Below are 14,532 nucleotides of genomic sequence, written 5' to 3' on the forward strand. Positions count from 1 at the left end.
TCACCAGCCTTTTTATTACATTTATTCTTGAAATTCATCTAACAGAAGTGAACGAACCTCTGAGACCAGATAGAGCGAACCGGCAATCACACATAAATCCCGTGAAGTAGCTCTCTCCCTTATCCATTGACATGCTTCTCGAGCCGAAGAGATGGCATGAACTTGTGTAGAGCTTTGTTTCCTAAATTCCGAAGCCAATTCTTCTGCTGACAAGCTTCGGGGTTGATCTGCTACTGTTGTAGTGATCACCTCATCTGCGATCTCTGCCAGTGGTACGACCATCGAAGAAATCTCTTTCTCCTTCATCATTGCAGTTAACAATAGAAGCCGATCATATGTATACAATTGTTTAATGGTGGACACTAATGCTTGAATTCCGTCTTTATTATGAGCACCATCTAGTACAATGGGGGGGTGTTGACTGACTAATTCCATTCTACCGGGCCAAAATGCTTTTTTCATACCTTGATAAATATGCTCAGGCTCAAGCACGGTGGCATAACCTTGCCTTAATATATCTAAGGTCATTAAAGCTGTAGCTGCATTCCGAAGCTGATGCTCTCCCATCATGGCTATTTCTAATCCACGAAGGGAGTGATAGATATTTTGAAAATGAAACCTTTGCATAGTGGTGTTTACTTCATCTAATTCAACTGAAAAATCTTGATTTAATACATAACACCCACTCTTTTTAGTCTCTGCCTCTCGGCGAATCACTTGAACCACTTCTTCATCGCCACTTCCACAGACGACAGGTACACCAGGTTTAATAATACCTGCTTTCTCTTTGGCTATATCACTTAATGTCTCACCAAGCCATTCTTGATGATCCCACCCAATCTGAGTGATCACAGAAACAAGTGGATGAACCACATTGGTTGAATCAAAGCGTCCACCTAATCCAGTTTCCCATACGATAAACCATGGAGTCGTTTCCAATGCAAAATAACAAATGGCCATCAGAGTCCAGAATTCAAAGGGTGAAGGAGCCCCCTGCTCTGTTTTCTTCATTTCTTCGACCAGAGGTCGTAAAACATTCGCCCAATGAACAAACGAAGATTCAGAGATCGCTTCTCCATCAAATTGAATTCGCTCGTTCCACTTCGTAATATAAGGAGAGATAAACAATCCGGTTGGATAACCTGCTTCACGAAGAACGGATGAAACCATGGCAGCTGTTGAACCTTTACCATTCGTTCCAGCAATATGTATAAATTTGCAACGTCGTTCTGGATGATTGAGTCGATCCAACATCCACTCCATCCGTTGTAAGCCGGGTTGAATCGCTTGAGTACAATACTCATCCATCCAGTGAAAAACCTCTTCTGCTTTGGAAAATTTCTCTGTTTGACACATTAGAACCGTCTCCTTCATCATATTCCATGTTTGTTCACAAAGAGCGAGTGTATCTCTATCACTATAATTGCTGATGTTTGATTCCTCAAGCTAAAAATAAAGATCTTTAATCATTTTCCATATAATTAAGACCTGAGTCAACAATGAGAGGGTAGAACTCGCCTACCCTGCATCTCATTGTGATTTTCAATTCTTTATGCTTGAACTTCTTGCAAGCGAGCGAGTACTTTTTCTCTTTTTTCTTTGTACTCTTCCCCTTTTTGTCGTTCTGCTTCGACTACATGAGCAGGTGCTTTAGCGACAAATCCTTGATTCGCCAGTTTTTTCTCAACACGTTCTACTTCAGCATTTAATTTTTTCAATTCTGCTTCAAGCCGAGCAACGGTTTGCTCAAGATCAACGAGACCTGCGAGAGGTAAAAATAGTTCTGCACCTGTCACGACAGCGGTCATCGATTTTTCTGGGCGCTTGAGGTCTAGATCAACTGTTAACTCATTGACACCACATAAACGTTTAATAGCTGCTTCGTTGTGACGAATGGCAGAGATCGCGTCTTGATCAGGTCGTACCAACAATTCGATTTGGTGTTTTGGAGCTACCTCCATCTCTGCACGAATATTCCGCACAGCACGAATCGCTTCAATCAAGATCTGCATCTCATGAACAGCTTCAGGCGCCTCAAATTCTGCATGTACCTTTGGCCACTCTGCTATACTAATACTTTCTCCAGTGACCGGAAGGTGTTGCCAGATTTCCTCTGTGATAAATGGCATCATCGGGTGTAATAAGCGTAAAGACTGATCCAATACATGTGCTAAAACGGCTCGGGTCATTCGTTTGGCTTCCTCTATCTCACCATATAGAGGTAGTTTAGCAAATTCGATGTACCAATCACAAAGTTCGTCCCAAATAAAGTTATACAACACTCGACCTGCCTCGCCAAAGTCATAACGCTCTAATAAACGAGTCACATCTGCGGTTGTCTCATTTAAGCGATGTAAAATCCAACGATCTGCCGTTGAGCGTTCTCCCTCTAGACTTAGCTCATCAGCGGTTACACCTTCCAAATGCATCAGCGCAAATCGAGAAGCATTCCAGATTTTATTGGCAAAATGGCGCGCCGACTCTACTCGCTCCCAGCGAAAACGTTGATCATTTCCTGGCGTACAACCTGTTGACAACATGAATCGCATCGCATCCGCACCATACTCGTCGATCACTTCCATCGGATCTACTCCATTACCAAGGGATTTGGACATCTTGTTCCCTTCAGCGTCACGAATAAGCCCTGTCATGATGACATCTTGGAATGGTTTCTCATCTGTAAACTCTAGCGCTGTGAAAATCATCCGAGCTACCCAAAAATATATAATATCATATCCAGTTATAAGAACATCGGTCGGATAGTAACGTTTGAAGTCAGCAGCATCTGCATCTGGCCAGCCTAAGGTAGAAAATGGCCATAAGGCAGAGCTAAACCATGTATCTAATACATCTTCATCCTGCTTCAGATGATCACTTTGACAAGAAGAGCAACCGTTTGGTGCTTCACTAGCCACTGTGATGTGTCCACAATCTTGACAATGCCAAGCAGGAATTCGGTGCCCCCACCATAATTGTCGTGAAATACACCAATCACGAACATTTTCAATCCAGTTGAGATAGGTTTTTTCAAACCGATCTGGAACAAAGCGTACTCCTTCACCCTTCTTTTGTGCTTCGATTGCACGTTCTGCTAGAGGCTTCATCGCGACAAACCACTGTGTGGACAGATAAGGCTCTACGACTGCTCCTGAACGCTCACTATGTCCAACTGAATGAACATGCTCTTCGATCTCAACTAACACACCTGCTTCTTGTAAATCTTTCACAATTTGCTTACGGCATGCGAAACGATCTAGACCCTCATATTTCCCAGCGAGCTCATTCATCGTTCCTGTCTCGTCCATCACTAAGATTTGAGGTAAGTGATGACGATGCCCCATCTCAAAATCATTTGGATCATGGGCAGGGGTAATCTTCACTGCACCACTTCCGAATTCAGGGTCCACAAAATCATCTGCGATAATAGGTACTTCTCGACCTGTAATGGGTAGAACCACAGTTTTGCCAATCAAATCCGTGTAACGGGAGTCTTCAGGATGAACAGCAACCGCAGTATCACCTAGCATTGTTTCGGGACGTGTCGTTGCGATTCGAATCGTTCCAGATCCATCTTTAAGTGGGTACTCCATATGATAAAGGGCACCCTTCACCTCTTTGTAAATAACCTCAATATCAGACAGGGCGGTCTGGGTCTTTGGATCCCAATTGATAATATATTTTCCACGGTAGATGAGCCCTTTTTCATACAATCGAATAAATACCTCTTTAACTGCTTGAGACAGTCCTTCATCTAATGTAAATCGCTCTTTGGAGTAATCGAGGGATAATCCCATCTTTCTCCACTGATGAGCAATGTTTTGTGCATATTCTTTTTTCCATTTCCATGTTTCCTCTAAAAACTTGGGTCTTCCTAACTCATACCGATTTGTACCCTGTTCTCGTAGTTTTGCCTCGACTTTCGCTTGAGTAGCAATTCCTGCATGGTCCATTCCTGGCAGCCATAAAGCATCATAACCCTGCATGCGTTTCCAACGGATGAGGAGATCTTGTAACGTGCTATTCAGTGCATGACCAATATGCAATTTTCCTGTCACATTGGGAGGGGGGATCACAATCGTAAATGGTTTTTTTTCAGGGTGTTGTCCTGATTTAAAGAAATCCCCTTTGATCCAATAGTCATACCACTTTTGCTCTGCCTGTTTGGGCTCATATGCTGAAGGTAAATTACTTTTTACTGAGTCAGCCATCTTCCAATCCTCCTTTAAATCTTTCATAAGTTCATTATTAATTAAAAACCAATTACTTAAATAAATAAAAAAACCTTCCGTCAGCAAAGGACGAAAGGTTTTTTCGTGGTACCACCTTTGTTCACTGATCCATATTTCGGGTTCAGTGCACTTTAGTTCCAAGATAACGGTCGGTACCCGGTCAATCTTACTCATTGATTTCAGATTGACAGCTCAAGGGCGACGTTCAACAACTTAATCTGAAGAAACCTTTCAGCCAAGGGTTTCTCTCTCTGACAGATCAGTTTTGTTTACTCTTCCCTTTCACAGCATTCAACATAGACGATAATTTGCTTTATATCATACAACGATTCGAATAAGGAGTCAATAAAACACAGTAAATTGACCACTCCCCCGAATTTTTGCGGGGGGATCTTGGGTATTAACATTTTACAAAAAGATATTGACAATCCTTTATGACCCACTGATCAAAGCGTAACTTAGTTCATCCCAAAGACTTGTTTAACATATTCGTACATTCCCTGAGGGTCTGCCAAAAATACTAACAATAATACCGAGCATAAAAGTAAAATACTTAAAAATGCCAAAAACAATACTCCACGGTAAGCTTTACGGACAACGGTTTTTACCAAACTCAAGATAATAAACCCCTTCCTTACATCCTCCAAATTCTTATCGCTTTAGCATATTCTTATTCTCCACTTTTCGTCAATATCTGTCTAGTGTTTTAAAAGAAAACTACAAAATCCCAATCCATCAGGGAACTTATTTCATATATTTTTACCAAAGGAAAGTTTTTTGCCATCAGCAACACTTGTTGGGATTCAGATTGTCCTTTGATTCCTATAACCTAGTTGCATCATGCACCTCTCATCGTTGACTGAAAAAAGGAGAGATTCCTGATGATTGAAATTTTGATTTGGGCAGTGATTCTTACCGTTCCCGTGAATAAGATTACCCGTTGGATGAAACAACGGGCAAATCGTTTAAACAAGTAAACAATTTTTCAAAATGTTTTTTTGTGTTTTACAATCCATCTTGGATTATATCATAAATGATTTAATTGCTCTAAGTACTCTCATAAGAAAGGAGACTAAACAACGTTCAACTTCCTTATAAAGAGGAGTGTCCCACTAAACAAATCTAAAAAACCGGGATAATTCCCGGAAGAGAGTGAACCAACCCTGCAAATCGTAGCTATTATACAAAAAATTGTTGCTCTAAGCACCCCTAAAAAAGGGGGTACTGAGCAACGCTCACTTTTATCTCCCTATTGAAATAGTGAAAGTTCCCACTCACGATCATAAATTCGTACATCCATCTGTTTATGTTTTTCTTTTTCCTTTTCTTCTATCTCTAGTTACGGGTCGAACCGCAGTTGGTTTCTTTTTTTCCTCTTGTTTAGTTATTTTGGTAGACCAAAGATTTCTGGCAACATCTTGTAGTCCATCATAATGACGAAATTCAGCTTCTAGATGTTTAACACATTGTGATTCCTGTTGAGCAATCTGTGGTGACTCGTAATAATGTCGTAAAGCTTTCAACAACCGCTCTGGATAGAGCAAATAAAGAGCTAACAATTTCTTTTCAATCGGTTGTAAAGGATTTACTTCATGATAACACTGAATCAACTCATCTGGGGTTTCTGAATACCCCTTCTCTTTTGTATATCTTCGTAAAACGAGTGCCAAATCTCGAATAGGAGTATCCACTTCAGCATGGTCAAAATCAATAAAGTAATAGTCTTGATCATCATAAACCACGTTACTTGGGTGAACTCGGCGGTGACAAAGTGTAGTTCGAGGATACTTTCCTTGCTCTGTCTCGATCAGTCTCTCCATCCCTTTGATCGCAAAGTTAAACATACGCTCCACATGATCCTGATTCGTATACACAACCTGGTCAAATGGGGAACGAAATTCTCTTTCTTCTTGGAATCGAGTTAAATCGATAAAATGATCACGTGATTCTTTCCAATCATCCACTAGATCTTTGTTAAATGTGGGTGTTAATTCAGGATACTCTTTTACTAGCTTTTCACAGACCCGATGAAATTGAGCTATAGATTGAACTAACTCCTTCGCAGAGGGTTTGGTTTCTGGCTCTCCAATTCCAACAGGCTCTTTCCATGGAGAAGCATACCAAATCTCTTCACGGATCTCAGCGATGGGTTCTCCTTGTTTCGTTAATTTCCAAGTAATTAAATGGGGAAAACCTTCTTTTTGAGCACTTGTCAGCATCTCATTCAAGAGGAGCAATTTTTCTTTTGAAGAAGGTGATTTTTTTAAAGCAAATACACCCTCATCTGTAACCACCCTCCAAACCCCACCAGTATATTGAAGAACTGTAGGATTCAAATCATACTGCTCCATAACCTCCCAAATCTCTTCTCCCTGTTCATAAGCAGGATGTTGTTCCAACTCTTTCCCTCCTTCCACTTCGCTCTGATTGATTACAATTGGGATTGATTTTTCGGAATATATAACATTTGCCCTTCTGCAAGTTGATCAGACTGAAGGTGATTGACTCTCAATAAATGACCTGTCGAGACTTCATACCGCTCTGCTATTTGATCTAATGAATCATTTTTTTGGACAATCACCATCCGCATGGGTGCAAAAGATTCTTCCTTATTCTTAACCAACCAGTTAATCCAATGGGTAGAGGAATGGGATTCTTCCTCTTTTTGCTCACCTAAGTGTGTATTTGGTTTTTCTGGTTCTGTCTGATCTTCAATCGCTTTCTTTTCAGTTTCCACTTCTTTCAACTTCTGTGCAGGCTGATCTTCGATGGATTCTTCGACCATTGGAGCTGTATCTAATTTTTCAAACGAATTCTCTTTTTTTGGAGGATCTTCTTGGTGATGCTCTGACTTTTTGGATTCTGTTTTCTCGTGGGGCTCTTTGACTTCAGACTTCACCTCTTTTGGCTCTGAAGCAGGCTGACTCTTATTAGATTCTAAAGACTCTTTCTTCTCCACACTCTGTTCAGTCTTTTCACTTGATTGCGTAAGTGATGTTTCCTCCGATTGTTCTGACTTAGATTTGGGTGGGTTTACTAGTGTTCGTTCTTTCTGGTTGAGTTCTTTCTGGTTGAGTTCTTCGGGAACAGAAACTTCTTTCTTTGCCATCCGTGGTGCTGTTGGTTGTGAATCAATGACCTTTAAATCCTTCGACTCTTCGATCATTGGCTCAACAGGTTTTGTCACTTTTTCTGGAGATGAAGATCCTTCTGCATTATTACACTCATCAATCTTCTCTTTTTGGTAGTCTTGTTTTTTCTCATTCTGTACTTCTTCTCCCCATATGGACAGAGATTGAGCCGGAGAACCCGAAAAGACTGGATATGGATATGCATCTTCCTTTTCCGCTTCTTGACTTCCCCATTCCTCCTGTTGGTCAGGTAAAAGTCCATCGATCATCAGGATTGCCTCAATCTGTAGCTCAAACGGAGATAATACTTGGTAATCAAACGTTTCAACTTCTGTAGAAATATGAGCCATTTCTACTCGTTCAGCAGGAAGTGTAATTTCTACTGGAATTACATAGGCGATCTCTTGACGTTGAATTCCATAGACATCTGTGTCTGTATGTACTAGTTCGTCGTAAGATGGTTCTTCCTGTTTAGTTAAATAAGTTCCATTTAAACGTAGATAGCCTTGAATCCTTAGATGCTGACCTTCATCCTTAATCTGTACATCAGGATATAAATCCAACTCCAAGAGGTTGCCGATTCCCGCCTGCTGAGGGTGTAATCGGACTTTTTCGGAAATATCGAACCGGAGTTGGTTAAACGAGTTTTCCATCGAATCCCTCCTTGGCAACTATTCACACCGAAATGTTAGAACTTCCACAACCCCAAATAAAAGGATCATAGGTTCAGGATGCTACTATCATCTATATGCATCAAAGAGAGGGTTATAACTAAATGATAGAATGAGCATTGACTGAGTTTAACGATTTATATATATAGCTAAACTGGAGTAAAAATGACTTGAATAGCCAGAAAGCCTCGGTTATTTTCACCTCTATAAAAGAGGGTCATATTCTTCGGCTCACCTCTTAGGTATTCACTAGAGAAACATACATCGGAATAAAAAACAGGTGTAGTGATCTGCTCATCACTGCACCTGTTTGAATTTGACTAACTCACTTATTTCACTAAACGACGAAATGCTTGGCGATTCGCTTCAATCGTCCGTTCAATATCTTCATCGGTATGTGCCATTGACACGAACATACCCTCAAATTGAGAAGGTGGAAGGAAAACTCCTTCTTCAAGCATCAAACCAAAGTATTTTGCAAACCGAGCTGTATCTGTCTCTTTCGCTTGATTATAACTGACTACATTCTCTTCAGTGAAGAATAAGCACACCATTGAGCCAACTCGATTGATATGATGGGGTATGTCAAATTCCACTGCATTCGCATGCAAGCCCTCTGCTAAACGTTGCCCTTTTCGCTCTAGCTTTTCGTAGGCTTCGGGACTCATTTCATTTAAAGTAGCATAGCCAGCGGCCATCGCTAATGGATTACCTGAAAGTGTTCCTGCTTGGTAGACAGGCCCCACTGGTGCAACCATCTCCATCAACTCACGCTTTCCACCATAGGCCCCTACTGGAAGACCGCCTCCAATTACTTTTCCCATGGTAGTCAAATCAGGGGTAATGTCATAACGACCTTGTGCTGAGTGGTAACCCACCCGAAATCCAGTCATGACTTCATCAAAAATGAGAACTGTTCCGTATTGGTTTGTTATTTCACGTAATCCTTCTAAAAAGCCAGGCAATGGTGGAACCACTCCCATATTACCGGCGACAGGTTCAACGATCACCGCCGCAATTTCCTCACCATAACGTTCAAATGCCAGACGAAGGCTATCTAGATCGTTGTATGGGACCGTCAAAGTATGTTGAGCGGTATGCTCAGGAACTCCAGGGCTATCTGGCAGACCCAAAGTCGCTACCCCGGAACCTGCCTTGATAAGCAAACTATCTGAATGACCATGGTAGCTTCCTTCAAACTTTAAAATTTTGTTCCGCTTAGTATAGGCACGAGCTAGGCGTAATGCACTCATCGTTGCTTCAGTTCCCGAGTTAACCATACGAACAATATCTACTGAAGGCATTCGCTCTGTGACAATCTCAGCCATTTCCGTTTCAATTTCAGTAGGAGCTCCAAAGCTCGTTCCTTTTTCAGCTGTCTCTTGGATCGCTTGAATGACTTTAGGATGAGAGTGTCCAAGAATCAAAGGCCCCCAAGAACAGATATAATCAATATATTCATTACCATCAACATCAAAAATCCGTGATCCCTGACCACGCTCAATATAAACTGGATTCATTTGAACAGATTTAAAGGCCCGAACGGGGCTATTCACTCCCCCAGGAATTACTTTTACAGCTTCACGATAATTGGCAATCGACCGTTCATATCCTCGATGCATCTTCATCACTCTTTTCACTCAGTTATGTATAGACCATCTAACAATTTTTGATTTAGGTGGTCGATTTCTAAAAAGAACTGGAGCTTAATATTCACCATCACTTTTACTTTATTCTATCTCAAAACGTTACTTTTCTCACATGAACGCTCAGCAATGAGATCAATACAGCAAAGTGTAACAGATCGAAAAGAAACCGCCGTATGGGGTCGGCGGTTCTTTAGTGAACGGCATCGTGATGACAAATGTGGGTGGTCCACCCTGCCCAACACCCATCACAAAGGCCTGTCCCATAACTAGTTATAACTTTACCCAATTGGCTCGCAAATCCATTTCCAGCTTTCACAACCTCACTGTCAGCTGAGGTTTTTAGACATTCATGCCTCGTTCTTTCATAATCTTATCTTCCCATACATCCATTTCTGGAGTGAAATAGGAGACACGAGTTTTCTTATATTCCTTTGTGGAATAGAGAGTGATTCGCTCAGTTACTCCTGTTTCATCTTCAATCGCCTGAAGAATATTTTCACATTCTTCCATAGAGCGACCATGTACCATGGTAAAAATATTGTATGGCCAGTCCGGATAAGTAGGTCTTAAGTAACAGTGACTCACAGCTTTAAAGGAACCCATCAACTGTCCGGTATCATCTGCTTGATCTTTAGGGACAGCCCAAACTCCCATTCCATTAAAACGGAACCCTGCTTTACGATGATTCAGTACAGCTGAGAAGCGACGCATTTGTTTTCGCTCGATCATCTTACGTCCAGCCTCTAGCAGTTCTTCTGTCGTGATTCCTAAGTCGTCAGCCCAAGAATCAAAAGGACGTGACACAATCGGTAGATCTTTTTGTAACTCACGAATCACTTGAATATCAAAGTCAGTGATATCTTTATCTGCATTTTTTCGATCTTCTTCATTGTAAGTAGGTTTTGCTTTCGCTTTCGTTCCATCTTCTTTACCAGTCATATCCAATTGAACACCAATTTTAAACAACTTTAAGGTTGGCATCAGCCGAATCACTTCTACTTCTGCCAGTTCACCTAAAAGCTCAACCGTCTTTTCTAGACCCAGCTTACTATTAGGAGGAACAGCAATGGTAAACCACAGATTAAAGTCATGGTTACGTTTGTAGTTGTGAGTAACACCTGGATGTTGGTTAATAATTTGAGCCGCTTCATCCAACCGGTCCGCAGGAATTTTTGCTGCTACCAAGCTTGATTTGTAGCCTAGCGTGCGAGTATCAAAAATAGCGGAAATCTGACGAATTTTATCTTTTTTAAGTTCTTGGACACGCTGAAGAACTGTTTCTTCATCCACTCCCAACTTTTCAGCGATCGTAAGAAATGGACGTGGAACAAACTCAAGACCCGCTTGTAAGAGGTTTAACAGCTCTTGATCTAGCTCTTCAATCGTCATCTTTCCCATCCTATTTTCCTCCTTGTAGCCACTTGGCAATCTCTTTTGCATAATAGGTTAAGATCAAATCGGCACCTGCTCGTTTAAAACCGATCATTGTTTCCATTACAACTTTCTCTTCGTCCACCCAGTCATTGAGAGCGGCTGCTTTTACCATGGAGTATTCACCACTTACATGATAAGCCACAATCGGCAGATCAAAACGCTCTCGTACTCGGTAAATAACATCCAAGTAAGCAAGTCCTGGTTTGACCATTAGAAGATCTGCCCCTTCTGCTACGTCAGAAGCTGCTTCCCGTATAGCTTCTCTGGCGTTCGCAGGGTCCATTTGGTAGGAACGGCGATCTCCAAATTGCGGAGTGGAATGAGCTGCATCACGGAAAGGTCCATAAAAAGCAGATGCATATTTGACCGCATATGAAAGAATTGGAATGTGTTCAAAACCTGCTTCATCCAGACCTTGGCGAATCGCATAGACAAACCCATCCATCATATTGGAGGGAGCAATCATATCCGCACCCGCTTGGGCTTGTGCAATGGCTGTTGAAGCCAGACGTTCTAAGGATGGATCATTTAAAATCTCTCCATTTTCTACAATCCCACAATGACCATGAGAGGTGAATTGGCACAGACAGGTATCTGCAATCACATAGAGAGATGGATGATTTTCTTTTATTTGGCGAATCGCTTTTTGAACAATTCCATGATCATGATCTGCTTGAGATCCACATTCATCTTTCTCTGCAGGAACACCAAACACGATAATCGAAGGAATTCCCAGTTCAACGACTTCATCGATTTCTTCATTTAACCGATCAAGAGAGAAATGATAAACACCAGGCATGGAAGGGATTTCATTTTTCACATTCTCCCCTTCCACAACAAAGAGAGGATAAATTAAATCATCCACTTGAACTTGGTGTTCTCTTACCATCCGGCGGATGGAGTCATTGGATCGTAAACGACGATGACGAATAAATGATGACATCTTGTTGAAACCTCCCTACCTTACTTCGCAGGTAGTTGCTGAATCGCATCTACCAGTCCATCTATTGTATAAGTTTCTGCAACAGCATCTATTTGTAAACCCAGCTCTTTCGCCGTTTGGGCTGTAATGGGTCCAATACATACGATTTGTGAATGGCTGAGGAGAGCCTGTACATCTTCACGAACAGTACGAATCGCCTCTACGAAATTGCGAACAGTTGAGGAACTCGTAAATGTGACCACTTGAATGGCTCCTTTTTCTAATAGATCCACAACCTCGGTTGCATCTCCAGTCTCGATCCGTGTATCGTATGCATCCACGTCAGTCACATGACAGCCAATCTGTTCTAGTTCAACCGCTAATATTTTTCTCGCAAGATCGGCACGAGGTAGTAAGATCTCTTCCCCAGGCTTAACAAATGGTCTGAGACTTTCCACCAATGCTTCTGCCTTGTATTCTTCAGGTAATACTTCTACGAGTAGCCCTTTATCCATTAAAACTTCAGCAGTTTTAGGACCTATCGCTGCGATCCGTGCCTTAGACATCTGACGAATATCGACTTTCAACTCATTTAAGCGCTTAAAAAAGTGTTTGACACCGTTTGCACTAGTAAAGACAACCCAATCGTACTTAGGTAATTGCTGGAGAGCTTCATCAAACTTCTCTTGTTCTTTAGGTGGTGTGATCCGAATCACAGGGAATTCAAGTGCTTCACCACCTAATTCCTGTATCTTTTCAGATAAAACACTACTTTGACTCCGTGCCCGGGTCACCAAAATCCGCTTACCAAACAACGGTTTCTTTTCAAACCAAGATAATTTTTCTCTCAGTTTGACGACTTCACCTACAATAATAATAGCTGGAGATCGAAAACGGTTCTCCTCCACTTTTTGCACAATATCGGCCAATGTTCCAACCAAAGCTTGTTGTTCTACTCGGGTTCCCCAACGAACAAGAGCAACAGGAGTGTCTGCAGCTCGACCATGTTGGGTCAATTGCTCCACAATAAAAGGTAGATTACTGACACCCATCAAGAAAATAAGCGTCTCGGTCGCCGTAGCTAAACGATCCCAACGAATGGATGATTCCGTCTTCTCAGGACGTTCATGACCTGTGATGATTGAAAACGATGAGTTAAAGTCACGGTGGGTGACAGGAATTCCCGCATAAGCAGGTACTGCAATCGCTGAAGTAATTCCAGGTACAACTTCAAAAGGAATCCCTTCTTCTACACATCTTTCAGCCTCTTCACCACCACGTCCAAAAATATAAGGATCTCCACCTTTTAAACGGGTGACTATTTTTCCTTCTTTTGCTTTTTCAACGAGTAGATCATTGATTTCTTCTTGTTGTAAAGTGTGACGGTCTGGCAATTTTCCTACGTAGATCCGCTCAGCATCCTCTTGAGCATATTTTAATAATTGTGGACTTGCTAAGCGATCATAAACAATGACATCTGCTTTTTTTATTGCTTCAAGACCTTTCACAGTGATGAGCCCTGGATCCCCAGGCCCAGCTCCTATCAAATAAACGATTCCGCTCATCCAACTAACCCCTCTCGCACAGCTGCAAGTAAACGTCCTGCTCCTTGTTCTGTTAATTGTTCCGCCAGTTGTTGACCGACAGATTGCTCATCTTTACCTGTCAATGAGCCTTTGATGATTTTTTTACCATCTGGTTGTCCCACCAACCCAGTCAACTGGACATCCTCTCCGATCACTTGCGCATATGCGGCCACAGGAAGATGACATCCACCTTGGAAAGTTTGTAAGAAGGCACGTTCAGCACGAACGGCACGACCTGTCTCTTCATCGTGAATGCTTTGCAATGCCGCAAGTAACTCTTCATCGTCAGCACGACACTGAATCGCTAGCGCTCCTTGACCTACCGCTGGTAGCATCTCCTCGGCTGACAATTCATCATGAATCTCTTCTTTCCAATCCATTCTTGACAAGCCAGCAGCTGCTAAAATGATCGCATCAAATTCTCCATCTTTCATCTTCTGTAAACGGGTTCCAAGGTTCCCTCGAACAGGTTCCACACGTAAGTCTGGACGGATCGCCAACAATTGGGCTTGACGGCGTAAGCTACTGGTCCCCACTAGTGACCCTTCAGGTAGATCACGTAAGGTACAACCCTTCCGAGTCAAGAGACAGTCATGCGGATTTTCACGAGGAGGAATCGCACCAATCACAAGACCTTCTGGCATTTCTCCAGGCATATCCTTCATACTGTGCACAGCAAAATCGATCCGTTTGTCCAATAGGGCTTGTTCAATCTCCTTCACGAATAGCCCCTTGCCTCCAACCTTGGATAAGGTGACATTTAAGATCCGATCTCCCTTGGTTACGATCTTTTCTAGGCTCACTTGAAGATCTGGATGTGCCTCTCTAAGCTGGTTCACCACCCATTTGGTCTGTGTCATAGCTAATTCACTTTTTCGAGTTCCAACTACCAAAGGTCTCATGATGAACC

Annotated in this window: 10 protein-coding genes and 1 other annotated feature; all 10 genes read right to left on the reverse strand. The window is 42.0% G+C overall.

The annotated features are described in order from the left end of the window. Window positions 1–21: 21 nt before the first annotated feature. On the reverse strand, window positions 22–1,356 hold the full coding sequence (locus tag EDD58_RS00710; protein WP_165875725.1) for a bifunctional folylpolyglutamate synthase/dihydrofolate synthase: 1,335 nt from the start codon (window positions 1,354–1,356) through the stop codon (window positions 22–24). Between the two features lie 194 nt (window positions 1,357–1,550). Further along, entirely contained in the window at window positions 1,551–4,208 is a 2,658-nt protein-coding gene (locus EDD58_RS00715) for a valine--tRNA ligase (RefSeq protein ID WP_131922926.1), read from the reverse strand. A gap of 83 nt (window positions 4,209–4,291) precedes the next feature. Continuing rightward, window positions 4,292–4,524 (reverse strand) — a binding site (T-box leader). 163 nt (window positions 4,525–4,687) lie between these two features. Next, window positions 4,688–4,846: a hypothetical protein gene (locus EDD58_RS14700; RefSeq protein WP_165875726.1), complete on the reverse strand. Its 159-nt coding sequence runs from the start codon at window positions 4,844–4,846 to the stop codon at window positions 4,688–4,690. A 687-nt stretch (window positions 4,847–5,533) separates the two neighbouring features. Then, window positions 5,534–6,628 (reverse strand): phosphotransferase, encoded by a 1,095-nt coding sequence (locus EDD58_RS00720; RefSeq protein WP_131922927.1) that lies wholly within the window; start codon window positions 6,626–6,628, stop codon window positions 5,534–5,536. Between the two features lie 32 nt (window positions 6,629–6,660). After that, window positions 6,661–8,013 carry a LysM peptidoglycan-binding domain-containing protein gene (locus tag EDD58_RS00725; protein ID WP_131922928.1) on the reverse strand — a complete coding sequence of 451 codons (1,353 nt, stop codon included), beginning with the start codon at window positions 8,011–8,013 and terminating at the stop codon, window positions 6,661–6,663. Between the two features lie 347 nt (window positions 8,014–8,360). Further along, entirely contained in the window at window positions 8,361–9,653 is a 1,293-nt protein-coding gene (gene hemL / locus EDD58_RS00730; protein WP_207903230.1) for a glutamate-1-semialdehyde 2,1-aminomutase, read from the reverse strand. Window positions 9,654–10,019: 366 nt separating this feature from the next. Then, entirely contained in the window at window positions 10,020–11,078 is a 1,059-nt protein-coding gene (gene ahbA / locus EDD58_RS00735) for a siroheme decarboxylase subunit alpha (RefSeq protein ID WP_131922930.1), read from the reverse strand. A gap of 1 nt (window position 11,079) precedes the next feature. Beyond that, entirely contained in the window at window positions 11,080–12,057 is a 978-nt protein-coding gene (gene hemB, locus EDD58_RS00740) for a porphobilinogen synthase (RefSeq protein ID WP_131922931.1), read from the reverse strand. Window positions 12,058–12,077: 20 nt separating this feature from the next. Then, window positions 12,078–13,601 carry a uroporphyrinogen-III C-methyltransferase gene (gene cobA, locus EDD58_RS00745; protein ID WP_131922932.1) on the reverse strand — a complete coding sequence of 508 codons (1,524 nt, stop codon included), beginning with the start codon at window positions 13,599–13,601 and terminating at the stop codon, window positions 12,078–12,080. Further along, window positions 13,598–14,524 carry a hydroxymethylbilane synthase gene (hemC, locus tag EDD58_RS00750; protein WP_131922933.1) on the reverse strand — a complete coding sequence of 309 codons (927 nt, stop codon included), beginning with the start codon at window positions 14,522–14,524 and terminating at the stop codon, window positions 13,598–13,600. Before hemC ends, cobA begins: the two co-directional genes overlap by 4 nt. Window positions 14,525–14,532 lie beyond the last annotated feature (8 nt).

Origin of the sequence: Hazenella coriacea (assembly GCF_004341825.1) — a bacterium.
Classification (GTDB): Bacteria; Bacillota; Bacilli; order Thermoactinomycetales; family Thermoactinomycetaceae; genus Hazenella; species Hazenella coriacea.